We start from the raw sequence: 24,530 nt of genomic DNA, 5'->3' as shown, positions 1-24,530 counted from the left end.
AATTGTTATTTAACTTTTTAATAAATTTACCATCAAAACATTGAGCATCCGGATGAAAATCAAGGAAACTGAAATTATCGAGCTGATGTCCAGCGAAAAATCACGCGACAGCGGGGTTCGGTTGATGATGGATGCTTATCAGAGCAGGTTGTATTGGCATATCAGAAGATTGATTGTAGATCATGATTTGGCACAGGATGTTTTGCAGGATACTTTTATCAAAGCCTATCAAAACTTCCACCAGTTCAAGCAGGACAGCCAATTATACACCTGGCTGTATCGAATTGCGACGAACGAATCACTGCAGCAGCTGAACAAGATGAAGAAAATGCAGAAAACGGATCAGGATGCCGAAATTTATCTTCAAAATCTGGTGGCAGAAAACGTGGAAACCGAAGCCGAAGAAATCCAGATACTGCTTCAAAAGGCAATTCAAACTTTGCCCGAAAAGCAAAAACTGGTATTTACGATGAGGTATTACGAAGACCTTCCCTACGAAGAGATTTCGAAAATCCTGGATATGTCCGTCGGTACACTGAAAACAAATTATCACTACGCCAAACAAAAAGTAGAAAGTTATGTAAAAGAAAATTTTTCGGATTGACAAATCGGGAAATTAAGAATTAAGCTGATGAAAAATTTTGATATAGAAAATTTGGAAAGAAGAAACGTCTATAAAACTCCGGAAGGATTTCTAGACCAACTGCAGGAAAATGTCTTGCAGAAGATTGGACCTTTTTCCCAAGACATCGAAAATTTAGAACGAAAGAACATTTATGCCACACCAACAGGTTTCTTTGATGAGGTGCAGCAAAATGTGATGCAGCAAGTAACACCGAGCATTGGCAAAAGAAGTGGAAAGCTTGTGCGGATGAATTGGATGTATGCGGCGGCAGCTTCAATTACGGTATTCTTCGGGTTGATTTATTTTGTGAATACTGATCAAAATGAGGGAACCTCTATAATTGGAAATGAAACGGCAATCGCAAATATAGAAAATACAGCTTCCGGTTCTGCGGTTCAGGAGAATAGGCCACAAAAGGAAGCGGCAGTAGCATACGAAGTTTTGAAACAGGACATGAAAACCGTGCCTGATGAAAAACCAGAAATGCCCGCTAAACCTACGAAGATTGCATCGCAAGACCATGCCGGATTGGCAGCACAAAAACCTGCAATGGCGGATCAAAATCCAGAATTTCAGGTGGATCAGATCCTGTCAGATTTCAGCATGTCTGAATTGGCAACAGTTGGCAGAAATGCAGAGCAAGACCTTTATCTGGACTTATATAATTAAGAAAAACCGCGCATGAAAAAGATTACCATACTTCTGATAGCGATCTTTGCAGGACAAAGCGTATTTGCCCAAGAACAAAAATACGACTGGAAAACCATGAAACCCGACCAGCGGAAACAGATCATCCAAAAGATGAGTCCACAGGAGAGGATGTCTTTGCTGAAACAGTTCAGAGAAAACATGATTGTTTCCCAGCTTGATGTGCCGCAAAGTGACCAGCCAGAATTCAAGACGCTTTATGCTGAATATCAGGACAAGCAAAATGAGATCAAAAGCAAATTCAACTCTAATCAGGAGTACGACAATATGAGCGATGAAGAGGCAAAAAAACAACTCAATCTGAGTTTTGAAGTGGGGCAGCAACTACTAGACAACCGTAAAGCATATGCACAAAAGTTTCTGAAAGTAATCAGCCCCCAACAACTGTTGCAGATGTACCAAACCGAAGGCAAGATCCGCAACAAGATTTTGGACCGAAAACAAGACGGATCGGGTAATTCCGTTCCGCAGCGCAGGCGACCATAATAGTTTATTTTTTTAATGTTTGAGCGACCTCTACAGATTTTTTTGTGGAGGTCGTTCTTTTGAAATTTTGTTTTATTATCTTCGCATTATATGAAAAAAGTAATAGCATTACTGTTTTTGCCCCTCATTTTCATCGGGCAAATCAGGAAGGAAATTTCATTAAACTATCCGGTGAAGGATTATTCCGGAACCACAAATAGTCTTAAAGTCATTGATGGAAGACCGGATAAAAACATCGGGCAGTTCGTTTCCAGAGGACAAACCTATCAGCTGCGTTTTCCCACGGAAGATCCTGTGGAAGACATACAGAATTGGTTTGAAAGGTTTAACAAAAACAGAAAAAAGGGAAAAAGGGATTTGATTCTTTATCTTGAGAAACTGAAAGTTAAAGATGAAGTGGAAAACGATGAGATTTTCTGTGTGCTGGATTTTAAAGTGAGCACATTTGTCAGTGACGGAAACGGCTATTATTTCCTGGACCGATATGACAATATTCTGCGACTCAGCAACAAAGATTATGGAAACATTTCCAGTATTTTTGAAGAAAATATTGGGAAAGTCATTCAGAAGCTCCTCTTCGATTCCTATCGGGCAAAGTCCATTGAACAAAGTATTCCGAAAGAAGAACTTGCAAATTATGAAAATATCCTGAAAATTTCAAAGCCGGCTTTCACCGAAAATGCCTTAAATGATGGTGTTTATTTGAATTCCGAAGACTTTTTCTCACAGAAACCGCTAGAAGGCTATCAATTAAATACCAAAGAAAATGGAAAAGTGGAAGCTGTGGGAACTAATGGAAAATTGGCTCAAAGAAAAATATTTATTTACGTAGATCAAGGTAAAGCGTTCAAGAATACAAATATTGGGTTTCTCCCTTTAGAAAAAGATGACAGAGGATATTTTATCATGTCAAATAGACTTGCACTTTTTCCTGAGGAAATAAAGGTCTCGCCAGTTTTTTTCTTTTTCGGGGCAGTTGGTGGAATTGCCGCTGGAATCACAGTAGCGGCCAAACACCAGAATGCCGCGGAAGGTATTAAAAATAAGATTTATCTGGATTTCCTTACCGGCGATTACAGCTTTACAAAGTAAGTTTTTAAGAAAACAGAAATTCTCTTGTTTTTTTTATCTTTGCAGTCTATCAAAAATCTTAATGAAAAACATACGAAACTTCTGCATCATCGCACATATCGACCATGGTAAGTCCACTTTGGCAGATCGGCTCTTGGAATATACCAATACCGTGACACAGAGAGAGTTACAATCTCAAACTTTGGACGATATGGATCTGGAAAAAGAACGCGGAATTACCATAAAGTCTCACGCCATCCAGATGGATTATGAACTCAACGGCGAAAAATATGTACTGAATCTTATCGACACTCCGGGGCACGTAGATTTTTCCTACGAAGTTTCCCGCTCCATTGCTGCCTGCGAAGGTGCGCTTCTCATTGTAGATGCCGCTCAAAGTATTCAGGCACAAACGATAAGCAACCTTTACCTGGCTTTGGAAAACGATTTAACCATCATTCCAATCCTTAATAAAATCGACTTGCCTTCAGCAAATCCCGAGGAAGTTACAGACGAAATCATGAACCTGATTGGCTGCGAATACGAAGACGTTTTACGCGTTTCCGGAAAAACCGGCGAAGGTGTTCACGAGCTTTTAGAGGAGATTGTCAAGAGAATTCCAGCTCCGGTTGGGGATCCTGAAGCGCCTTTGCAGGCTTTAGTTTTCGACTCTGTTTACAACCCATTCCGCGGAATTGAAGCCTATTTCAAGGTCGTGAACGGAAGCATTAAAAAAGGCCAGCGAATCAAATTCATGGCGACCGGGAAAATGTACGAAGCTGATGAGGTGGGAACTTTAAAGCTGAAACAGCAACCTAAAAAAGAAATTCTCACCGGAGATGTAGGCTATATTATTTCCGGGATTAAAGATGCCCGCGAAGTAAAAGTGGGAGATACCATTACGACTTTTGAAAACGGCGCTGAGGCTCCGATTGAAGGTTTCGAAGAAGTAAAGCCTATGGTTTTTGCCGGAATTTATCCTATTGAAGCTGAGGATTTCGAAGAACTTAGATTTTCACTGGAAAAACTGAGACTGAATGACGCTTCTTTGGTTTTCGAACCGGAAAGTTCTGCAGCACTGGGTTTTGGTTTCCGTTGCGGATTCCTCGGAATGCTTCACATGGAAATCGTTCAGGAAAGACTCGACAGGGAATTTAATATGGATGTGATTACCACGGTTCCCAACGTTTCTTACCACGGTTATTCCAAAAAGGATCCGGACAAGATGATCCTCATTAACAATCCATCGGAAATGACAGATCCGGTGTTGCTCGACCGTGTGGAGGAACCTTACATCAAAGCGTCGATTATTACCAAATCCGATTTCGTGGGTCCGGTAATGACTTTATGTATCGAAAAACGCGGCGAAATCGTGAACCAAAGTTATCTGACTGCAGACCGTGTAGAACTTGTTTTCAACATGCCGCTCGCAGAAGTGGTTTTCGATTTTTACGACCGTTTGAAATCTATTTCCAAAGGTTATGCTTCTTTCGATTACCACCCAATTGGTTTCAGACCGTCCAAACTCGTTAAAATGGATATTCTGATCAACGGTGATATGGTGGATGCACTATCTTCTTTGATTCACGACAGCAATGCCTATTATATCGGAAAAAGAATGTGCGAAAAACTTCGTGAACTGATCCCGAGACAGCAGTTTGATATCGCTGTACAGGCGGCTTTAGGAGCTAAAGTGATTGCGAGAGAAACCATCAAAGCATTAAGAAAAGACGTGACTGCAAAATGTTATGGAGGAGATATTTCCAGAAAGCGAAAACTCCTAGAAAAGCAGAAAGAAGGTAAGAAAAAAATGAAGCAAATCGGTAGGGTAGAAGTGCCGCAATCCGCATTTATGGCAGTACTGAAGCTGAATGATTAACCCCAATTTAGAGATGCGACTTTGCGCGTTGCTCTTGAAAAAAAGTAAATTCCCGAGATTTTTCGGGATTTTTTTTTAATTATATTTTATTGAGATTATTTTACTATATTTGAAAATAGGATTTCCAATAAGCTGATTTCCAATAATTATCAATCTAATTTTAAACTTCGAATTATGAAAAAAGTATTGTTATTAGGAACTTTGCTCATCTCTGGTCTTATTTTCAGCCAGATGATGGGTGGCTTCGAAGAAGGTTATGTGAGAGGGTATTTTTCAGTGACTAAAACCAAACCAACATCCATTCCGACAAATTTGAATTGGAGTGCAACCAATTTGAGTACGGACACCAAATTTTTAAGTTATGAAAGAAGGGGCGAAACGCTTACCAACCTCGACGAATTGCAAGTAAAAAAAGAATATTCTGCAGGCTATAAAAGGGGAGAAATGGACGGAAGAAATGCTTTGAGTTTATCCTCAGAAGGCAAGAAGAAAGGTGATCAGAAAAAATAAGACCTATTTTTCTGCGTAAATTTATCATCATTCCCGATTTTTTTCGGGAATTTTTTATTGTCTTTTTTAAATTTTTTTTCTAATTAACATTTCCAATGCTTTGAACGACATTTTAAAAGAATGAGAAGCGATTGCTATTGGAGAGCCAAAATTTTCAGAATTGTAAATCTGTGAATGACGCATTGACTTGCTTTTGACCTTTTTGATGTATTTTTCGGGATCGTCAGTTTTGCTTAATTCGAATTTGATTTGCGTAAAGTTTTGCCGCATCCTAAAAAATATACACAGACCTTTTCCCACGGAAAAATGCCCCAAAATTTGTACTTTCGCTCTCAAATTTTCCCATAGATGAAATTCATTGCAGCTGTTCTCATTTTGTTTGCGGATATCTTAATTGCTCAAAAATTCCAGACCCCGTTCGAAAATGGCAACGGAAACCAAACGCCTACTTACGCTGAAATGCTGAGATATTACGACGAACTGGACCAGAATTTTGAAACGATTTCCATTGAAAATTTCGGGAAGGATGATCTTGGCGAACCGATTAAAGTGGTGGTTTTCAATAACACCAAAGACAAAAAAACTCCTGTAATCCTCATCAACAATGGAATTCATCCCGGTGAACCAGACGGAATTGATGCCACGATGATGCTGATGCGGGATTTGGCAACCGGAAAAATTAAAGTAAAAAATTTGAGAATCGCGGCGATACAGTGCTACAATATTTCGGGAATGTTGCGGAGGGGAAAGTTTTCCAGAGCCAACCAAAACGGACCTGAAGAATATGGTTTCCGCGGAAATGCCAGAAATTATGACCTGAACCGCGATTTCATTAAAAACGATACCGAAAATTCCAAAACCTTTCAGGAAATTTTTCAGACTTTCAAACCGATTTATTTCATTGATAATCATGTAAGTAACGGAGCAGATTATCAATATCTTTTCACCTATATTTCAACGAATAAGGAAAGATTGGGAAAATATTTGGGCGATTATTTCAATGAGAAAATGCAACCTGAAATTTTGAAAGATTTGGACAAAAAGGGAATTCTTCACACTCCTTATGTCAATATCCACGGCGATGCTCCGGATGAAGGATTTCCCGCGTTTATGGATTCTCCGCGATATGCGACCGGTTATACCACGCTTTTCAACACGTTGGGAACCGTGGCTGAAACACACATGCTGAAACCCTACAAAGACCGGGTTCGTGCAACTTACGAATACATGCTGAGTTCCATCAATTATGTTGCGAAAAATTCCAGTGAAATCAAAAAGTTGATGGCAGAAACTTTAACGGAATTGCAACCCGGAAAAAAATATCCGATCCAATGGAAATTAGACAGCACGAAAGTTCAAATGATTGATTTTAAAGGATATGAAGCCGGAAAAAAACCAAGTGCAGTTTCCGGACAGCCAAGATTGTTTTACGATAAGGCAAAACCTTTTACCAAAAAAGTGAAATTTTACGATGAATTTAAACCGACGAAAGAAATCGCGATTCCTTCCTATTATATTATTCCAAAGTCTGAAAATCAAGTGATTGCTTATCTGAAGCGAAACCAAATCCGGATGACCGCTTTGCCGAAAGACTCCTCAATTACTGTAGAGTCATACAGAATTTCCGATTTCAAAACCCTGAAAAACCCTTATGAAGGACATTATCTTCACTATGATACTTTTGCGAGGAAAGAAATGAGCGTGATGCAGTTCAGAAAAGGCGACTTGCTGGTTTCAACCAGACAAAATGGGGTGAAATATCTTTTGGAAACTTTGGAGCCGGAAGCGGTTGACTCCTTCTTTAACTGGAACTTTTTCGATGGAATTCTTAGCCAAAAAGAATATTATTCTGATTATGTTTTTGAAGATACTGCGGCAGATTTGTTAAAGAATAATTCCGCTTTGCGAACCGCATTTGAGATGGAGAAAAGCCTTAATCCAGAATTGCAAAAAGACGGAAAAGCCCAACTCGACTGGATTTACAAACATTCGGATTACTATGAAGGAACGGTGGGAGCGTATCCAATTTACAGGATTCCGTAAGAACATCGCAAACGATCTCCAACCAAAATAAACGCCTCATCTATTCAGACGAGGCGTTTATTTATTTCGGCAACCCTTTTTTCAGGGCACGGTTTGCTCTTTTTATGGCTAAACTTTCCTTCCAGTCCATGTACTTTTTTTTGTATCGGCGCTTCATGAAATTGTCGAAATTTCTTTGAACGGTCAAATTCCAAAGGGAGTGTGCTTTCACCGCCCAGGATTTGTCCCAAGCTCTAAGGGAAATGGAGAAACTTCCGTCCAGATATTTCATCCAGTGCCACCAACCGGTCGGCATGAAAAGGGTGTCGCCGTGTTCCAGGAAACATTCGATTCCTTCCACGCCATCCAGAGCGGGAAAATTCTCGAAATCAGGGTTAGAAATATCGTAATCCTCCAGCGAATAGGTGGCGTATGGAATTTGGTAGAGTCGCTCCTTCCACTTGTAATCGAAAAGTAAAATATGCTTTCGTCCATTAAAATGGGTGTGGAAAATATGCGCCATGTCAATGTCGAAATGCAGAAACGTCTCGGAACCTTGTCCGCCGAAGAACATACTCGGATAATTGTCCAGAAAACCGCCCATCAAATCTTTCGGGGCTATGTAATCTTCCAATAATTTCGGCGCAGATTTGATCGGGTCAAAAAGGAAAATCCGCAAATCGGTCGGCGTGGTTTTTATTAAATCAATATAATCGCCGAATTTCATTTTTGCGGCGGAAGCGTTGATCGGCGCAGACGGATCTGCTTTGGAGGAATCATAAAGCGGAACTTCCACATCTCCCACCACTTCCTTCATGTAATCCATGGTCCATTTTTGGTAGGCAGGCCATTTTTTGGCCATGTTCTTGATCACCACCGGTATTCTTGGCTTTAGATATTTTTCCTTAAAATCTTGTTCCGTGATATCGTCCACGATATCGATCGGTCTTAAATGAAGCCCCATGTTAAGTGATTATTAATTATGCAAAATTAGGAAATTTTTGAATTCCGTAAATCTTGAAAGCGGGGGGCGTTTTTTGAGTTTTGAGGGAACTCAGCATGTAATTATGGATGTAACAAAAAGTCGTTCCGGCGTACTAATGGAAAAACCTTTTTATGAATAAACTGTTCTTATTTTTCTTCTTTTCAATTTCTGCCTTTTCCTTGGCGCAAACCGTGATCACCGGGAAAGTTTCCGATGATGGCGGCCAACCGATTCCCAGTGCAAGTGTAACCGTGGAAGAACCCGGCAAAGATGCGATTCTGGCATTTTCTATCACGAATTCGAAAGGGGAATATAAGGTGACATTTACTTCAAACGAACCGAATATTGAGCTTAAAATTAAGGCTTTTAACCAGAAGTCAATCCTTAGAACGGTGAAAAATCAAAACCAAAGCATTGATTTTAAGATGGATTCTGACGCAACAGAAATCAAGGAGGTGAAGCTAAAATCGAAAATAATCACCAAGAAAGGAGATACTATTTCTTATGATTTAAAGGCGTTTGAAAGCAAATCAGACCGAACCCTCGCAGATGTGCTGAAGAAACTTCCCGGCGTGGAAGTGAACAAAGACGGCTCGATTCTTTACCAGGGAGAACCGATCAATAAATTCTATGTGAACGGAAAAGATTTGATGGAGGGCGGTTACGGAACCATCAACAATTCTTTGCCGAAAGATGCGGTGCAAAAAGTGGAAGTGATGGAAAACCACCAACCTGTGAAAATCCTTCAGGATAAAGTCCCTTCTCAAAACGCGGCAATCAACGTGAAGCTGAAAAAAACCGTGACCATGACCGGAAGGGGAGAAGTAGGAGCGGGTTTCGATCCACTTTTATGGAATGTGAAACTGACGCCCATGTTTTTCGGCCAAAAAAATCAGTGGGTGGTGAATTATAAAGCCAATAACAATGGCGAAACTGTGGAAAAGGAGGGAAACCTGCTTGCTTTTGGAAACCGCTTTGAAGGAAGACGGGTCCAAGCCGCGCAAACCAGTTGGATTTCTGTGGAAAGTGCCGATACACCGAATCTCCCTGAAAAAAGGTATCTGATGAATAACGTGCATTTCTTTTCGGCCAACGTGTTGACCAATCCTTTTAAGAATAAAGAATGGGAGCTGAAGGCAAGTGCGAGTTATTCTAATAATACGGTTTCCAGGGATTCCTATTTCGAAACGGTTTACAGCCCGTCCAACATTTTTCCAGATGGATTGACCGTTTCTCAGGACATCAGCAATAAATTCCACACCAACTCCTCTAAGGCGGAATTGATTTTTTCTAAAAACGCCAAAAAAGGATTCTTTAAAAATACCACCACCTGGAACGGTTTCTGGAATGCCGATCGAGCCGATGCAAGCCGCATCTCGGAAACCGGAACAAAAACCGGTGCAGAAGCGATCGAATCACCAACCGGAAGTTTCCAGAACTCCTTGAGCACCATTATTCCGTGGAAGGAAAAACTGGTGAATTTTATGAGTTACCTTAATTTTAAAAATGACAGACAAACTTTGAATGTCAATCCCGGATCTTACTCCTACAATGCAAACTCGTTTCCAGAAGCAGATCATTATGAGCAGCTTCAACAAAACATCGGATTGAGAACTGTGGAAGTGAATCATTCCGCATCCGTGGGTTTTACTTATAAAAAATGGACTTTAACTCCAGAAGTGGGATTGAATTTGAGTTTTAATAATATGAATTCTTTGCTTTCGGGTAGCAATTCCGGAAGTTTCAACTCATTGGGTGATACCTTCAGAAACGACCTGCATTGGAACCAGCTTCAGCCTTATAGCCAAATAGGTTTCAACTATAAAAACAACGCCTTGAATTTCAACCTTACTTTGCCGATGAATTTTTATGGAATTGATTATCAGGACGAAGTAAGGAATGTTTCACGTGAAATCAGCAAAACAGTTTTCGAGCCGAGCATGTTTTTAAGTTATGATTTTGCTTCTTTTTTCAAAATCTGGGCATTTGGAAACATCAACTATAATTTCGGAAACTTTGGTTCACTTTATGGAGGATATTTGTTGACAAATCCCTTAAATGTAAGTATCAGAAACAGTGCGCTTCCTGAAAATATCAACCGGTCAATCGGTTCCAGATTGGAATACCGAAATCCACTGAATAACCTGTTTTTTAATGTGGGATACAGTTTTAATAATTCCACCAACAACTTGATCGCCAACAGAACTATTTCCGGAAACGGAAACGCGGTTGAAATGATCGCCTTCAAAAACTCCCCGGTATCCCAAAATGAAAGGGCGGAAATCGGGAAATATTTCCCAAAATTCAAATCGAATATTTCAACCAGCTTTACCAATCGAGATTCCAACAGTTTCAGCATGCTGTTCGGTGCAGTGCAGGAATCCAAGAATAATGGACAAACTTTTGGGTTCAAATTCAATAACACGTACTTTTCGTGGATGAGTTTGGATTACAATATATCTATGAGCTGGAACCAGAATAAGAATCTGACCACCAATACCCAGTTCAAAACTTCCGGATGGAACCATAACCTGGCTCTGTTTGTTTATCCGTTTGAAAATCACACCATTGGTTTTAACTGGGACGATGTCTCCAGCAAAACTTTGAATGAAAGTTACCGCAATGCTTTCTATGATCTTTCTTACCAGTACACTTGGGCAAAAAAGAAAATTGATTTTGAACTGAAGTGGTTGAATATTGCCGACAAGAAATTGTATGAAGTGATCGCGGTAGATGCGGCAACCAATTCCATTTCCAGAACCGCGATCAACATTCGCCCAAGTCAGGTGATGTTTACCGTGAAGTTTAACTTTAAGTAGAACCCGGAATAATCTTTTAATTTGACAAACTAAAACTTGCGTTATGAAAAAACTGTCCCTGCTGTTAATCCTGTTTTCAGCTCTATTTTCGGCCCAAAGCAGTCGAATGATTTACCAATATACTTTCCGGCCCGATTCTACGAAAGTGGACAGCCTGAAAACTGAATGGATGTATCTCGACATCCAAAAAGACGGCTCGAAATATTACAGCAAAAATACATTTGAAAGCGATTCCATCATTAATGAAAGCATTAAAAAGCAAATGGCAGCGGGAATGAAAAACATTTCTGTTTCAAGACAAAATAAGGGTGGAGAAATCAATTACGAAGTGGAGAAAACCTATCAAGAATACAAAACCTACCTCACTTCCAGAATTGGAAACGACTCCTATAAAGTTTTGGAAGATCGGAAAATCGATTGGAAGATCACTCCCGAAAAAAAGAAAATCGGTGAATTTAATGCGCAAAAAGCCACTGTCAATTTTGCGGGCAGAAATTGGACCGCATGGTTTACCAACGAAGTCCCGGTTTTGGACGGCCCGTACAAATTTTCCGGACTTCCGGGATTGATTGTGGAGGTTTATGATGATTCCGGAAGCCACAAAATGGAGCTGAAAGGAATCAAAAAACTGGTGGCGCAAAAAGCAGAGGAACTCAACACCCAAGGAAAAGATATTCCCTTTGTCAAGAAAAAACCGCTGGAAGTCAATAGGCAGCAGTACATTAAGCAGCTCAAACAATATCAAAACGACCCGGTTCAGGGAATGCGCGAAATCATGAACCAGCCGAATTCCAAAATCAAAGTCAACATCAATGGACAGGAATTCACAGATCCTAAAGAAGTGCTGCGCGCCTTGGAACAAAATGCCCGGGAAGAGATGAAGAAGAACAACAACTGGATTGAGCTGAAACCTTAATCAATTATCTTTTAAACAAAGAACCCGCTTTTTGGAGCGGGTTTTGTGATTATGGGACAAATTATTTTTTGATCAAAATCCTTTCTCATCAGCACTTGGTCCATAACTTGCCGGAACGGGAATGTCATTCATTCGGTAGTAAACACCGAGTTGCGCTCTGTGATGGATTATCTGGTCCAAAGCATGACGAATCGCGCCATATTTTGACCATTCCGCCAAAACCTGATCGCCCGATCTCATCTTCCAATTGGAGTCCAAAGCAGATTCTTGTGCAGTTTCCAAAGCAGCTTTTCCGGCATTGTAATCCTCATCCAGTTTTTTTTGCAGTTCTGCTTTTGTATTCAGAATGGTAGGTTGGTAATCTCCTTTCGCAAAATCCAGTTCTGCGGTGTTCAAAATCATGGCCGGCCACGCAAAAACTTCTGCGATGTGCGTCGCAAGCGGCATCATCTTCATGCTTTTTTCATGGGGTGCATATTGGTTTTTTCCTTCCGGATAATTTGCAATGAATTTTTTCGTGGTTTCGTATTCATGCTTTAGTTCGTCTCTCAAGTTTTGTAATGTGTTCATTTTGAATGGTTTTAAGGCTATAAATTTACGCTGGATTTGCTGATTTTTGGTATCATGGACTTATAAATATTTCATAAAGTTTTGTAACATCTGACCAAAATCTAAAACTAATCTATAAAATCAATTCAATGAAAAAGTTTTTTCTGCTGTTACTTTTAACCATTTTTATGGGTGTTAATGCCCAAGAAACAGCCAACCGATTCTTTTATCAGTTAACCTTTAAACCGAAAAAAGATTCTGCCAGAATGGACAAAGTGATGACTTCTCTAGACATCACCACCAAAAAATCTATTTACCAGGATTTTACGATTCCGGCGCAAGATTCCATTATCAAAGCTGAGGTGGATGCCATGGAAAAGGCGGGAACGTTTAAGGATTTAATGAAATCCATCAGAATGCCGAAGTTTAGCTATAAAGTTGCCAAAGCATATCCGGAAATGAAAACTACTTTTTCTGACCAGATCGGTAGAAAAAGGATGGGCTATGAAGAAGAACTGAAATTCGATTGGAAAATCTCTAATGAGAAACAAAAAATTGGTGAATATAATGCCCAAAAAGCGACCACAGAATTCGGTGGAAGAAAATGGACCGCCTGGTTTTCAACAGATATTCCGTTTCCGGACGGACCGTACAAATTTTTCGGTCTTCCCGGTCTCATCGTGAAAATTGAGGATGAGGGGAATAATTATTCCTGGGAATTGAAAGGGAACAAAAAAATCGCCAATTATTCTGAGGAATCCGAAGCAGACAAAATCAACGCGAAATACGGAATGTCGCCCACCATTATTCCCACCACAAGAGAAAAGTTTGAAAAAGCATACGACAGTTTCAAGGCGGATCCGATTGCAGAGGCAAGGCCTTTCATGACGCCAGAAAGAATGTCCATGAAACTCCCCGGTTCCGACATCACTTTGGGAGAGATGATTAAAGAGCAGGAAAAGCGCGCGAAAGATTATTTCGGGTCTAACAACAATCCCATAGAGATTCCACCAGTTCCGGTGAAAGCCAAAAAGTAACATTCATTCCACTAAATTATATTTTTTAGCCTTGATTCAGATTCTGTTTCAAGGTTTTTTATGATGTTTGTCAATTAAGGGAAAATCCTTATTTAGATTAAATTTAAATAACGTATATTTGCGCTTCAAATTATCAGAATTGAAAGGAGATATTTCCAATAAACTGTGTTGTTTCCCCAGAAATAGAGGGGGGAAAATCGTTGGTTACCAGAATGACGACCTGAAAATGCCCAACAAGATTATCGAAATGGGGCTTTTGCCGGATACCGTTTTCAAAATTCTTTATCAGGCACCGTTTAAAGGTCCGCTCTATATTGAGTTTGGTGACGAAAAGAACAGAATTGCGCTCCGAGAAGAAGAGGCGCGGTTCATTATTGTAGAACCTTTAACTTAAAATATCTTGGAATCCACTGAAAAGAATGGATTTAGGACCGGATCAATGCAAAGCAGTCCAACAAAAAAACAAATCCTTCTAGTTGGGAACCCAAACGTAGGGAAATCCACCATCTTCAATTTGCTCTGTAACAAAAAGCAAAAGACCGGAAATTATGCGGGAGTCACCGTGGCTAGTCATTCCGGGGATTATATTTTTAATGGTGAGGAAATAGAGGTAGTTGATTTACCCGGCTCTTACAGTATTTACCCCACCTCCGAAGACGAGGCAATTTTTTCAAAATTTTTGATAGACGAACAGCAGAAATATGCGGGAGTGGTCTATATTTTGGAGGCTTTGAGCATCAAAAGAGGGTTGCTGCTTTTCCAGCAGATTCAGGATTTGGGAATCCCGGTTCTGTTGGTGGTGAACCAAATCGATCAAGCCGAAAGACGTGGAATCACCATCAATTTGGAGGAACTTTCAAAAGAATTGGGCGTAAAAGTTTTAAAGACAGACGCCAAACACAACCACGGAATCCACGAACTGCGCACAGCAATTTTCGAGAACAATTTCGTAAGATCCGACAAAGTTTCCTTTGAAATTCCTTTGGAACAAAAGGGAATGGTGTTTAAAATTCTGCAGGAAACCCACGAAGAAAACCAATACAAAATCTGGACTTTGCTCGCTTCCGACACCTACATCGGAAAACTGGAATCGGTAAAGGAACAGATGAATGATGACGACCGGAAATGCCTGGTTCCAAAAAGATTGCAGACCCAGGAAACCGTTCGGCGTTATCAGAAAATAGACAAAATTATTGCTAACGTCATTTCGAAAAAACCACAATTCAAAGAACTTTTGACCGAAAGACTAGACAGGGTTTTGGTTCACAAAGTTTGGGGTTACGTGATTTTTGCCGCCATTCTTTTGGTCATTTTCCAAAGTGTTTTCTTTTTGGCAGAATATCCTATGAACTGGATTTCCGAGTTTTTCCTCGGACTTTCCTCTTTTGCCAACCAGCATCTTCCGGAAGGGCCGGTTAATTCCTTAATCGCAAACGGAATCATTCCCGGAATCGGTGGAATTGCGGTTTTCGCCCCACAAATTGGAATCCTGCTCTATTTCCTTTATTTATTGGAAGATTCCGGTTATATGGCCAGAGTGATCTTTTTGATGGACAGGTTTTTAAGACCATTTGGTTTGAACGGGAAAAGCATTGTACCCCTGGTTTCGGGAACGGCTTGTGCGATTCCGGCGATCATGTCCACACGGAATATTGAAAACGTGAAAGAAAGGCTAATCACGATTTTGGTGACTCCGTTTATGACTTGTTCGGCGCGACTCCCGGTTTACAGCATCATCATTGGATTAATAATTCCAAATAAATATTTCGGAGGAATCAGTTACAAGGCGATCGCATTGATGGCGATGTATTTTCTCGGTTTTTTCATGTCTTTGATGGCATCACTTTTACTCAAAAAAATCATCAAAAGTAAAGGTTCATCCTTTTTGGTGATGGATTTGCCTTCTTACAAGACGCCGCTTTTTGGGTATGACTTTAAGCTGACTTTAAGCAAAGTCTGGGAATTCATTACCGGTGCGGGAAAAATCATCTTCTTTTTCAGCATCGTGATTTGGTTTTTCAGCTATATCGGTCCGAAACAACAACCCAACGAGGTGGTTGCAACCAACGTAAAACTTGAAAATTCCTACCTCGCAAAAATGGGAAGGGGAATCGAACCAGTGATTGCTCCGCTTGGTTATGACTGGAAAATGGGAGTCGGAATTTTAACGAGCTTCGTGGCGCGGGAAGTTTTTGTAGGCACCATGTCCACGCTTTACAGTTTGGACGATGAAGCTCCGGAAGGAAAGATCATCGACAAAATGCGGAACGATACTTATCCAAATGGAGAAAAAGTTTTCAGTTTTGCCACCGGAATTTCAATCCTGTTTTTCTATGCTTTTGCCATGCAGTGTGTTTCTACTTTAGCGGTGGTTTACAGAGAAACCAAATCCTGGAAATGGACCATGGCGCAACTTTTCGGAATGTCCGGATTGGCTTACGTGGCTTCGCTGATTGTGTATCAGCTGTTTAAATAAGCCTGTCTGCCGATAGGTAGATTTGAGGTTTGGAGCGGATTTTGAACGAGTTAACATAAATATTCATTAAAATGGACAATTCACTTCTTATTCAATATATCATCATCGCGGTTTTGCTTTTGGGTGCCATCATTTATTTTATCAGATGGATCAGGAACAACTTCACTAAAAAGAAAACCCACGGACAGGATCCGTTTTGCGATAAGTGTGGCGGACACTGAGTTTATTTCTAAATTGACTCGGTTTATTTAACCCCTTCTTCGAAATAAAGATCATGATGGACAGCGTTTGATTCCATCAAAATCCCGTCATTTTCCCCACTTTAACCATTCATCATTAAAAACCTATACCGCGTCAAATTCCCGTCCCCGGTTTTATCCAGAATTCCTGCATCAACGGCTTTTTTCAAATCCCTACTTGCTGTTGCAGAAGAGATATTTTTAAAATTCATCATGAAATCCTTTCTGCCAAAAATATGGTTGCCCATCTTTTCGCGAAACAGCTCTATTCTGTCTTCGGAATTAATTGTTTGATTTTGGGTCCACAAAACCTTCTCCAAGGATTCTAAAATAATGCTGAGCATAAATTCAATGAAAGGAGTTGAATTGCCACTTTTGTCAGATTCCGACAGCTTTTTGTAATATTCTTGCTGTTTGATTTTAATTAAAGACTCTATCGGCAAAAATTCAAACATGGGATATTTCTTCATCAAAATCAACGTTTGCCACAAGCGACCCATTCTTCCATTACCATCCATAAAGGGATGAATAAACTCGAACTCATAATGAAAAACACAACTTTTGATCAATAAAATTTCATCATCGCTCTTTAAGTAAGCGAACAAATTTTTCATCAGCCCATGAACCATCGATCCATTCGGTGGAAGGTGTTCAATTTTAGAACCTTTGATTATTCCAACATTTCCCGTTCTTAATTTTCCTGGATTTTCCACCAATCCGCTCATCAAGATTCCGTGTGCTTTTTCTAAATCCTTTAAGGAAAACGGGTTGAATGTTTTTAAGCTATCATACACTTTTATCGCATTCTGAACTTCCAGAATATCTTTTTTTGGAGCCAGAACTCTTTTGTTTTCAAGAATGGCGGTAATTTGCTCTTCAGTTAAAGAATTTCCTTCAATTTCTAAAGAAGACTGAATGGTTTTGATTCTATTTTTTTTGCGAAGCTCTGTAGCTGGTCTGCTTAAATGTTGTGCATTGATTTCTCCAATTTTCTCTGAAACAGAGGAAGTTAGTTTAAGGATTTCGGAACTGATAGCATAAGGTGGTCTCATTTGATAGTATCATTTGATAGCATCAAAAGTAGCTAAATTTTTCCAAATCGAATTAATTCGAGTGAAGTTACAGGATCAATTGATAGCATCCTTTTCAGATCGCACATTTCACAATCCAATCATTTTCCCTACTTTAATTATTCGTATTTTTGCAGCAGTTTAAAAACTGAAAATACACAGAATCATGTCTTTAATCAAATCCATTTCGGGAATCCGAGGAACCATCGGCGGTAAAGTTGACGAAAACCTAACTCCGCTCGATGTGGTGAAATTTGCTTCCGCCTTCGGAACCTGGCTTCAAAATAATAAAAATAAAAAAGATTTAACTTTAGTAATCGGTCGAGATGCGCGGATTTCCGGCTCAATGGTTAATTCGCTGGTTACCGCAACATTGCAGGGATTGGGAATCCACGTCATTGATTTGGGACTTTCTACCACGCCTACTGTGGAAGTAATGGTTCCGGAACTCCATGCGGATGGCGGAATTATCTTGACCGCGTCGCACAATCCGAAACAATGGAACGCCCTGAAACTTTTAAACGAAAAAGGCGAATTCATCAATGGTGAAAATGGTGCTGAAGTTTTGGCATTGGCGGAATCCGAGGATTTCAATTACGCCGAAGTGGACGATTTGGGAAAATACGAGGAACGCCACGACGCCTTCGAAATCCATATTCAAAAAATCCTGGATTTACCGATGGTAGATGCAGAAGCAATCAAGCTGAAAAAATTCAAAATCGTGGTCGATGCGGTGAATTCAACCGGAGGAATCGCCATTCCGCAATTGCTGGAAAAACTCGGTTGCGAAGTCATCAAGCTGTATTGCGAACCCAACGGACATTTTCCGCACAATCCGGAACCGCTGAAGGAACATTTGGGAGACATTTGCGAACTGGTGAAAAAGGAGAAAGCGGATATGGGAATTGTGGTAGATCCAGATGTGGATAGATTGGCTTTTGTTGACGAAAACGGAGAAATGTTTGGCGAAGAATATACTTTGGTCGCAGTTGCCGATTATCTTTTGAGACATAAAAAAGGTGTGGCGGTTTCTAATTTAAGTTCAAGCCGCGCATTGAGAGATGTTGCAAGAAACTTGGGTTCCGAATATTTTGCAAGCGCAGTGGGAGAAGTAAACGTGGTGACGTTAATGAAAGAAAAAAATGCGGTGATCGGCGGCGAGGGAAATGGCGGAATCATTTATCCGGACCTACATTACGGAAGGGATTCTTTGGTGGGAGTAGCGCTATTTTTGACGCATTTGGCCAAAGAAAACAAAACCGTTTCTGAACTCCGGGCGACTTACCCAAGTTATTTCATGGGCAAAAAGAAAATAGAGCTCACTCCGGACATTGACGTGGATTCGCTTTTAACCAAAATGGAAAACGAGTATCAAACAGAGGAAGTTTCCACGGTGGACGGCGTGAAAATAGATTTCGAGAAAAACTGGGTCCATTTGAGGAAATCCAATACAGAACCGATCATCAGGATTTATACCGAAGCATTTTCACAGGAAGAAGCAGATGAACTCGGAGATCAGATGATTTTGAAAATCACAAGCTTGATATAGAGTGTGTTTAAATTCTATTCAATAAAAATATTATGTCGGAAATTTTCTTTTACCACAATTCGCCGCGGCGAACGGAAAATTTCCTTGTAAATAAACCTAAATTTGCTCCTTTTAGGGTCGGGGTAATCAAATTTAGGTTTATTTAGAAATTTTAAGCGATTCTCAGAATACCTAAAAAAAGTATTTGCAATTATTGAAATTTTTTACTTAATTTTAAACAAAGTTTAGAAATGACCATTACCATCAATCCCAAAAACCAAAAGGAGTTAAGAAAAGTAAAAACCATTCTTAAAGCTATTGAAGTGGATTTTTGGGAAAATGACGAAATTTATAGCAAACAGTTTGTAGAAAAAATCCAAAAATCTCGCAGTGAAATCAAGAAAGGGGAAACCAAGAAAATCAAGATTGCAGATTTATGGAAATAGCGTTTTACCAAGCAAGCCGAAAATGATTTGGAGTTTTGGAGAAAGTCTGGAAACAAAAATATTCATAAGAAAATCACAGAGATTTTGGAAGACATTCAGCAAAACCCGTTAGAAGGCATTGGTAAACCTGAACCTTTAAAACACAGTTTGTCAGGTTCATGGAGCAGAAGAATTAATCGCGAACACAGAATTATTTATGAAATTTTCGATGGAGTTATTTACATCGAATCAATGAAAGGACACTATTAATAATCATTAACGTTTTTCAAAGTCCGCAAGATAATTTCGGGCATTGAAATAACATTTGAGAAAATAAATTGGAAGAATTTTTTGAAAACGAGCTGGTCATCAAATTTGAGCAGATGATCGAGAATAATGAGGAACTCTATTTTGAAACAGAAGAGTTCGATGAAATCATTATTTATTACCTGGAATTAGGTGATGTTTCTTATGCGGAAATAGCAACTAATTATGCACTGAAAATCCATCCCAATTCCCTGCAATTGAAAACAAAGAAATTCGAAGTTCTGCTGGAACTCGAAAATTATACGCAGGCAAGGGAACTCATGGACGAACTCCGGGAATCCTCAATGGAAAGTACAGATTTCCTGGTTTGCTGTGCCAAATATTACTCCAATCTGGGAAATCCGAGAAGAGCGATAGAATTCTGCGAAAGAGCTTTGGAACTGGAAGAAGAGGAAAATTTCCTCCACAATTTCATTGCTGACGAATATGTGAACCTGGAAGATCCTTTCAACGCACTGAAGCATTACAAACTCGCACTGAAGTTCGAACCGCAGGATGAATATTCGCTGGAGAATGCTTTGTATTGCTACAATCAACTCAATAAAGGCGACGAGGCAATCCACTTTTTGAACGATTATCTGGATCAATATCCATTTTCGGAAATTGCCTGGTTTGAATATGGACAGTTTTTTTTCAACCGAAAAAATTATGAGGAAGCCATCAAAGGATTTGATTACCTTTTGGCCATAAATGCTGAAGCGATCGCGGTTTATGCAAATAAAGCGGCTTGCTACGAAGCCATGGAAGAGTGGATGAAGGCCATTGCTGTGTATGAGGAAATGCTGGAACTGGAATACACCAAATCTTTCACGTATTACAAAATTGGGTTGTGCTACAAAGAAAACAAACAACCGCTTTTGGCACTGAACTGCTTCCAAAAATCATTGCGGGATGATCCACAGTTTTATCTTTCGATGATGGAGCAATCCTATATTTACGAAGAAATGGGCGGCATGAAGGAAGCCCTGCATTTTGCCCAAGAAGCAGTTTCGCTGAATGAAAACAATCTGGATTTCCAGAAACGTTTGGCTTTTCTTTATATCGATTCCGGAAAATTTGAAGAAAGTTTAGAATGCCTGAAAAAACTCGTTGATTTCGAACCACAGCGGTTCTACAACTGGTATGCGCTCTCTGAAGTACTCATGTTGCTTGGCGAATATGAAGAGGCTATTGCCACGCTGAAATCGGCAACCAAAATGCATAACCGCGCAGAATTGTATTATCAGCTAAGCAACTGCTATTTCCATATGAATAACCAGAAACAGGGAAGAAACGTGCTTTCTATCGCACTGGAACTCGATCCCAATCTCTTGGAAGACATGCAGCTGAAATATCCTTTCATCAAAGAGGAAGCGGATAAAGTGAAGGCAAAGAAAAAATAAATAAGAATCATCAATTGAGATGATTTAAAATTGCCCCGAATTTTTGTGTATTCGGGGCAATTTTTATTTTGTCAATACGCTTCAATTTACCTGTAGTACTGATTCAGAAAAGCGAAAAATTCTTCCATCCGTAAGAAATTATTTATTCCTAAATACAACAAAAGAAGTGAAACCGTAACGAAAAGAAACGACATCATTTTCGGGGAATTTTTATACGAATAAAACAACCAGCCCATCATCAGCGGAACCACAAAAATAAAATGGCCGCCGTAAATATAGGAAGTGTGAAGTCCGAATTTCAGGACACAATGGATGATGATGTCCACAAAAAAAGAAATCATTAAAACCTGAACCAACTTGTTTTTGAAGTTTTTGAAATATGCCCAAAAAACCAAAACCAAAACCAAAGCGATGAAAATGTAAGGAACCGCAGAAGTGTAAACCTCCATAAAAAGCGCTTTGTATTGGAATCCCTTATTATTATGGTAATCCCGAATCACGAATGACGAAAAAAGCATATTTCCGCCAAAAAACCAGGAGCAAACCATGTCCCAAAGCGGCGTGACTCTTGGTTTTGAAAACTTTTCATATTGCTCGCCGGATTTTTCGAAAAACCTCATGTAATTGAAATCCAATCGGTAAAGGAAAAGCAGCGCAAAAACAGCAACGGAAACAAAAACCCTAATTGCGGCATTTGCAAATTTCTTCCAACTTTTAAACAAACCGTTTTCGAAAAGTAGCGGGATGAAAACCTTAACAGCATTCGTCACCGTGAAACCCCCGATAGAAACCGTTGCCAAAGTCAAGGAAGCTGTGGAAATGTGCTCGTCTTTTTTAAGTTTTAAGGCTGCGTAATAATTAAACAGCATCAGAAAAAACAAGGTGTAGGTGTAAGTTTCAGGGGTGAATGAAAGCAAAATCGGGGTGGTGAAAAAAGAGAAAAAAACGAGGATTAACACTGAAATCGTTTTTGTAAGCCGGATGATGTTTTTCAAATATTTGTAAATCTGGATCAAGCTCAAACTCACCGCAAAATTGCTGCACCACGCCAAAACCAACCGAAAAGTCTCCTCTTTTTTTCCATGGGAAATCATCATCGCAAATTCCCGGATCCATCCGAAAAAATAATTTGAAAGCGGATGTCTTTCAAAGCCGCCGCCGGTCATCACGATTGCACGGTTGTCAAAACTGAAATACGCATCCCACGGAATTCGGTCATCAAAAATAATCCGGTAATTCATCGCGATATAGGTACCCAAAATTCCATAAGCGGTCAGGAAGACCAGAAAAAGGAAAAACTCAAATTTTGTTGCAGGGAAAACCGTTTTCAGGAAATCAAAAAATTTTTGTTTGAATTTCAAAATGGTGATTTTTGGCAAAAATAGTGAAATTTAGGAACTGCACGAAAGCATGGAACTTCCGGTTTGCCCATCATATTTCGATGGCCTTTTTTGGGAAAATTCCGGATAGATTTCTTCATAAGGTTTTTCCAAAGCGAGTAAGATTTTATGCAGCAAATCCTTTCTCCCGAGCTTCAGTTCCTCAATACACTCAAACAAAATATAGTTTCTGGGGATGAATTTCGGATTGGTTTTAGACATTAATTCTAAAGATTTTGATCTTGAAATGGTGTTTTTCTGCAATCGATTTTGATATTTTCTCAGAAAATCTTCAAGAACCGAATACTGCTCTTCGCCTAAAACCGAATAGGAAACATCTTTGAAAAGTTCCTTTAAATCAGAACTTTCATCAAATTTTTCGAGCCGGTTGAAAAACAGGGTGTAATCCAATTTCAAATCTTCCAGCAATCTTTGGGCGTCGGTAAAAAATCGGTCGTCTCCTTCCAAAACCTCATGAAGCCCAAATTTCTCAGCCATCATTTTGTCGTGCTTTTTCCAGAAGGTTTCATTGAACCCATTCAGCGTTTTCTCTAATTTTTTTTCATCTTTAATTAATGGATAGAGTGCATTTGCCAATTGCCAAAGATTCCATTGGGCAATTTTCGCCTGGTTTCCGAAAGCATATCTTCTGCCGGGTAAATCGGTGGTGTTTGGCGTGAAATTCAAATCGTATTCATCCAAAAAAGAAAACGGCCCGTAATCAATCGTCAATCCAAGAATCGACATATTGTCGGTATTCATCACGCCGTGAACAAATCCGACGCGGTACCATTCCACAACCAAATCGGCGGTTCTTTCGGAAATAATTTGAAAGAATTCCCAATATTTCTCCGGACTTTCCACATCAATTTCCGGGAAATATTTTTCAATGGCGAAATCGGCGAGTTTTCTTAAAGTTTCAATTTCGTTTTGTGCAGAAATCAGTTCGAAATGCCCGAATCGCAGAAAACTTTCCGCAGTTCTCATCATGACTGCGCCTTGTTCGTAAGCGGGATTTCCATCATACATGATATCGCGAACAACTTTTTCACCGGTTAAAGAAAGCGATAAACCGCGGGTTGTTGGAATTCCCAAATGATGAACCGCTTCGCTGATGAGGTATTCCCGAACCGAAGAACGCAGAACCGCTCTTCCGTCTGCATTTCGGGAATATGGAGTTGCTCCGGCTCCTTTCCATTGGAGTTCGGTAGTTTTTCCGTTGGAGTTCTTAATTTCTCCCGCAAATATTGCACGGCCATCCCCTAATTGTCCAGCCCAGTTTCCGAACTGGTGACCTGCGTAAGCGGTGGCGTAGGTTTTTAGATTTCGGGGAATTTTTTCGGCATTGATGAATTTCAAATCTTCCTCAGTTTCAATTTTTCCCAATCCGATTTCTTCGGAAAGTTTTTCATTAAAGACAATCAGTTCCGGATTCTGGAATCCTGCCAAATCTGTGGTCGCGAACAAAACTTTTGGGGTTTGCCGCTGCATCGGGTTTCCGGAAAAATCGCCTGGAAAGGTGTTGAGGAATTGCTGGGTGATTTTGTGGAGATTCATGGTTCAAAGTTCGGGAAAAAAATATCCTTTCAGTGGTTTGAAAGGATAAATGTTATTTGATAAGGAAAGTTCTACTTTTTTTCAAAAATCAAATCTGTTCCGTCAACGTAGGATGAAATTAATTTCATTTGGTTTCCAGACGAGGAAAATAGCATTTTGCTACCACCCCCAATCAGAACAAAATCAATTTTTATTTCCGCATCTGTTAATGGCGTTCCAGATAAATAATCATGCTTAAATTCATAAGGATAAGTTCCGGGATTATACCCATAATTATCGCTGCCAGAAACGGTTAACACATTGTTTTTCGAAAAATTGTAGATGATGTTTTGCTGGGAATAATCAACGACAATAGGCTCTCCAGTAGTTGTAAAAATGGATTTTGCTTGAACTAATTTGTACTCACCCGCAATTTTGTTAGTAGGGGTTTCATCTTCTTTTCTACAAGATATCAAGAAGGTAAAAGCTAGAAAAAATAAGAAAGCGTATTTCATATTGCTTAGCTTGTTTTTGATTTCTGACAAACTTAAAAAAAAAATG

General features: G+C 39.7%; 22 protein-coding genes and 1 pseudogene. 17 read left to right on the top strand and 6 right to left on the bottom strand.

All coding sequences use genetic code 11. The annotated features are described in order from the left end of the window. The first annotated feature begins 52 nt into the window (after positions 1-52). The 7 genes from ACM44_RS07165 to ACM44_RS07130 all read left to right on the top strand — a co-directional run bounded on the left by ACM44_RS07165 (position 53) and on the right by ACM44_RS07130 (position 7,322). The gene (locus tag ACM44_RS07165; protein WP_048499355.1) at positions 53-604 is read left to right on the top strand and encodes an RNA polymerase sigma factor; all 552 of its coding nucleotides are present in this window, start codon (positions 53-55) and stop codon (positions 602-604) included. 27 nt (positions 605-631) lie between these two features. Further along, a complete protein-coding gene (locus tag ACM44_RS07160; RefSeq protein ID WP_048499354.1) occupies positions 632-1,294 on the top strand; it encodes a hypothetical protein in 663 nt (220 codons plus the stop codon). Between the two features lie 12 nt (positions 1,295-1,306). Further along, entirely contained in the window at positions 1,307-1,819 is a 513-nt protein-coding gene (locus ACM44_RS07155) for a hypothetical protein (RefSeq protein ID WP_048499353.1), read from the top strand. A gap of 90 nt (positions 1,820-1,909) precedes the next feature. Then, positions 1,910-2,911 (top strand): hypothetical protein, encoded by a 1,002-nt coding sequence (locus tag ACM44_RS07150; protein ID WP_048499352.1) that lies wholly within the window; start codon positions 1,910-1,912, stop codon positions 2,909-2,911. Positions 2,912-2,972: 61 nt separating this feature from the next. Beyond that, entirely contained in the window at positions 2,973-4,769 is a 1,797-nt protein-coding gene (gene lepA / locus ACM44_RS07145; RefSeq protein ID WP_048499351.1) for a translation elongation factor 4, read from the top strand. Between the two features lie 174 nt (positions 4,770-4,943). Further along, entirely contained in the window at positions 4,944-5,279 is a 336-nt protein-coding gene (locus ACM44_RS07140; RefSeq protein WP_048499350.1) for a hypothetical protein, read from the top strand. Between the two features lie 348 nt (positions 5,280-5,627). Then, positions 5,628-7,322, top strand: coding sequence for a M14 family zinc carboxypeptidase (locus tag ACM44_RS07130; RefSeq protein ID WP_048499348.1), 1,695 nt, complete (start codon positions 5,628-5,630; stop codon positions 7,320-7,322). Between the two features lie 61 nt (positions 7,323-7,383). On the opposite strand, the gene ACM44_RS07125 is transcribed toward ACM44_RS07130, so the two are convergent. Next, positions 7,384-8,265 (bottom strand): cupin-like domain-containing protein, encoded by an 882-nt coding sequence (locus tag ACM44_RS07125; RefSeq protein WP_048499347.1) that lies wholly within the window; start codon positions 8,263-8,265, stop codon positions 7,384-7,386. Between the two features lie 152 nt (positions 8,266-8,417). Between ACM44_RS07125 and ACM44_RS07120 the strand changes: the two genes are divergently transcribed. Next, a complete protein-coding gene (locus tag ACM44_RS07120) occupies positions 8,418-11,105 on the top strand; it encodes a carboxypeptidase-like regulatory domain-containing protein (RefSeq protein ID WP_048499346.1) in 2,688 nt (895 codons plus the stop codon). A gap of 43 nt (positions 11,106-11,148) precedes the next feature. Next, entirely contained in the window at positions 11,149-12,021 is an 873-nt protein-coding gene (locus ACM44_RS07115; RefSeq protein WP_048499345.1) for a GLPGLI family protein, read from the top strand. A gap of 72 nt (positions 12,022-12,093) precedes the next feature. Here the strand turns inward: ACM44_RS07115 and ACM44_RS07110 are convergent, their stop codons facing one another. Next, complete coding sequence (locus tag ACM44_RS07110) at positions 12,094-12,591, bottom strand: DinB family protein (protein ID WP_048499344.1); 498 nt, start codon at positions 12,589-12,591, stop codon at positions 12,094-12,096. 128 nt (positions 12,592-12,719) lie between these two features. On the opposite strand from ACM44_RS07110, the gene ACM44_RS07105 reads away from it, so the two are divergent. From ACM44_RS07105 to ACM44_RS15315, 4 genes are all read left to right on the top strand, one after another. Further along, positions 12,720-13,607, top strand: coding sequence for a GLPGLI family protein (locus tag ACM44_RS07105; RefSeq protein ID WP_048499343.1), 888 nt, complete (start codon positions 12,720-12,722; stop codon positions 13,605-13,607). Between the two features lie 139 nt (positions 13,608-13,746). After that, on the top strand, positions 13,747-14,001 hold the full coding sequence (locus ACM44_RS07100) for a FeoA family protein (RefSeq protein ID WP_083993666.1): 255 nt from the start codon (positions 13,747-13,749) through the stop codon (positions 13,999-14,001). A gap of 45 nt (positions 14,002-14,046) precedes the next feature. Further along, positions 14,047-16,083: a ferrous iron transport protein B gene (gene feoB / locus ACM44_RS07095; protein ID WP_048499404.1), complete on the top strand. Its 2,037-nt coding sequence runs from the start codon at positions 14,047-14,049 to the stop codon at positions 16,081-16,083. Positions 16,084-16,154: 71 nt separating this feature from the next. Beyond that, the gene (locus tag ACM44_RS15315; protein WP_160303978.1) at positions 16,155-16,304 is read left to right on the top strand and encodes a hypothetical protein; all 150 of its coding nucleotides are present in this window, start codon (positions 16,155-16,157) and stop codon (positions 16,302-16,304) included. A 101-nt stretch (positions 16,305-16,405) separates the two neighbouring features. Here the strand turns inward: ACM44_RS15315 and ACM44_RS07090 are convergent, their stop codons facing one another. Continuing rightward, positions 16,406-17,374 carry a Fic family protein gene (locus ACM44_RS07090; RefSeq protein ID WP_048499342.1) on the bottom strand — a complete coding sequence of 323 codons (969 nt, stop codon included), beginning with the start codon at positions 17,372-17,374 and terminating at the stop codon, positions 16,406-16,408. A 184-nt stretch (positions 17,375-17,558) separates the two neighbouring features. Between ACM44_RS07090 and glmM the strand changes: the two genes are divergently transcribed. The 4 genes and pseudogenes from glmM (at position 17,559) to ACM44_RS07070 (ending at position 21,054) form a co-directional block, all read left to right on the top strand. Next, positions 17,559-18,941, top strand: coding sequence for a phosphoglucosamine mutase (gene glmM / locus ACM44_RS07085; protein ID WP_048499341.1), 1,383 nt, complete (start codon positions 17,559-17,561; stop codon positions 18,939-18,941). Positions 18,942-19,171: 230 nt separating this feature from the next. Next, complete coding sequence (locus tag ACM44_RS07080; protein WP_048499340.1) at positions 19,172-19,366, top strand: DUF2683 family protein; 195 nt, start codon at positions 19,172-19,174, stop codon at positions 19,364-19,366. A gap of 12 nt (positions 19,367-19,378) precedes the next feature. Then, positions 19,379-19,615: pseudogene (locus ACM44_RS07075) on the top strand (Txe/YoeB family addiction module toxin); the annotation flags it as partial. Positions 19,616-19,683: 68 nt separating this feature from the next. Beyond that, positions 19,684-21,054: a tetratricopeptide repeat protein gene (locus tag ACM44_RS07070; protein WP_048499338.1), complete on the top strand. Its 1,371-nt coding sequence runs from the start codon at positions 19,684-19,686 to the stop codon at positions 21,052-21,054. Between the two features lie 86 nt (positions 21,055-21,140). Here ACM44_RS07070 and ACM44_RS07065 read toward each other — a convergent pair whose 3' ends face one another. From ACM44_RS07065 to ACM44_RS07055, 3 genes are all read right to left on the bottom strand, one after another. Then, a complete protein-coding gene (locus ACM44_RS07065; protein WP_048499403.1) occupies positions 21,141-22,415 on the bottom strand; it encodes a DUF6080 domain-containing protein in 1,275 nt (424 codons plus the stop codon). Between the two features lie 30 nt (positions 22,416-22,445). Continuing rightward, a complete protein-coding gene (locus tag ACM44_RS07060; RefSeq protein WP_048499337.1) occupies positions 22,446-23,990 on the bottom strand; it encodes a protein adenylyltransferase SelO in 1,545 nt (514 codons plus the stop codon). 71 nt (positions 23,991-24,061) lie between these two features. Next, positions 24,062-24,484 carry a hypothetical protein gene (locus tag ACM44_RS07055; RefSeq protein WP_048499336.1) on the bottom strand — a complete coding sequence of 141 codons (423 nt, stop codon included), beginning with the start codon at positions 24,482-24,484 and terminating at the stop codon, positions 24,062-24,064. Positions 24,485-24,530 lie beyond the last annotated feature (46 nt).

Source organism: Chryseobacterium koreense CCUG 49689 (assembly GCF_001045435.1).
Classification (GTDB): Bacteria; Bacteroidota; Bacteroidia; order Flavobacteriales; family Weeksellaceae; genus Kaistella; species Kaistella koreensis.
Note: the sequence above shows the minus strand (reverse complement) of the source record. Positions and strands in the feature narration are given on the sequence as shown.

Excerpts from the sequence above, each read along its gene's own strand:
- ACM44_RS07060 (WP_048499337.1), bottom strand. The coding sequence starts at position 23,990 with ATGAATCTCCACAAAATCACCCAGCAATTCCTCAACACCTTTCCAGGC.
- ACM44_RS07150 (WP_048499352.1), top strand. The coding sequence starts at position 1,910 with ATGAAAAAAGTAATAGCATTACTGTTTTTGCCCCTCATTTTCATCGGG.
- ACM44_RS15315 (WP_160303978.1), top strand. The coding sequence starts at position 16,155 with ATGGACAATTCACTTCTTATTCAATATATCATCATCGCGGTTTTGCTT.
- lepA (WP_048499351.1), top strand. The coding sequence starts at position 2,973 with ATGAAAAACATACGAAACTTCTGCATCATCGCACATATCGACCATGGT.
- ACM44_RS07110 (WP_048499344.1), bottom strand. The coding sequence starts at position 12,591 with ATGAACACATTACAAAACTTGAGAGACGAACTAAAGCATGAATACGAA.
- ACM44_RS07115 (WP_048499345.1), top strand. The coding sequence starts at position 11,149 with ATGAAAAAACTGTCCCTGCTGTTAATCCTGTTTTCAGCTCTATTTTCG.
- ACM44_RS07105 (WP_048499343.1), top strand. The coding sequence starts at position 12,720 with ATGAAAAAGTTTTTTCTGCTGTTACTTTTAACCATTTTTATGGGTGTT.
- ACM44_RS07080 (WP_048499340.1), top strand. The coding sequence starts at position 19,172 with ATGACCATTACCATCAATCCCAAAAACCAAAAGGAGTTAAGAAAAGTA.
- ACM44_RS07055 (WP_048499336.1), bottom strand. The coding sequence starts at position 24,484 with ATGAAATACGCTTTCTTATTTTTTCTAGCTTTTACCTTCTTGATATCT.
- glmM (WP_048499341.1), top strand. The coding sequence starts at position 17,559 with ATGTCTTTAATCAAATCCATTTCGGGAATCCGAGGAACCATCGGCGGT.
- ACM44_RS07120 (WP_048499346.1), top strand. The coding sequence starts at position 8,418 with ATGAATAAACTGTTCTTATTTTTCTTCTTTTCAATTTCTGCCTTTTCC.
- ACM44_RS07160 (WP_048499354.1), top strand. The coding sequence starts at position 632 with ATGAAAAATTTTGATATAGAAAATTTGGAAAGAAGAAACGTCTATAAA.
- ACM44_RS07090 (WP_048499342.1), bottom strand. The coding sequence starts at position 17,374 with ATGAGACCACCTTATGCTATCAGTTCCGAAATCCTTAAACTAACTTCC.
- ACM44_RS07125 (WP_048499347.1), bottom strand. The coding sequence starts at position 8,265 with ATGGGGCTTCATTTAAGACCGATCGATATCGTGGACGATATCACGGAA.
- ACM44_RS07165 (WP_048499355.1), top strand. The coding sequence starts at position 53 with ATGAAAATCAAGGAAACTGAAATTATCGAGCTGATGTCCAGCGAAAAA.
- ACM44_RS07130 (WP_048499348.1), top strand. The coding sequence starts at position 5,628 with ATGAAATTCATTGCAGCTGTTCTCATTTTGTTTGCGGATATCTTAATT.
- feoB (WP_048499404.1), top strand. The coding sequence starts at position 14,047 with ATGCAAAGCAGTCCAACAAAAAAACAAATCCTTCTAGTTGGGAACCCA.
- ACM44_RS07140 (WP_048499350.1), top strand. The coding sequence starts at position 4,944 with ATGAAAAAAGTATTGTTATTAGGAACTTTGCTCATCTCTGGTCTTATT.
- ACM44_RS07155 (WP_048499353.1), top strand. The coding sequence starts at position 1,307 with ATGAAAAAGATTACCATACTTCTGATAGCGATCTTTGCAGGACAAAGC.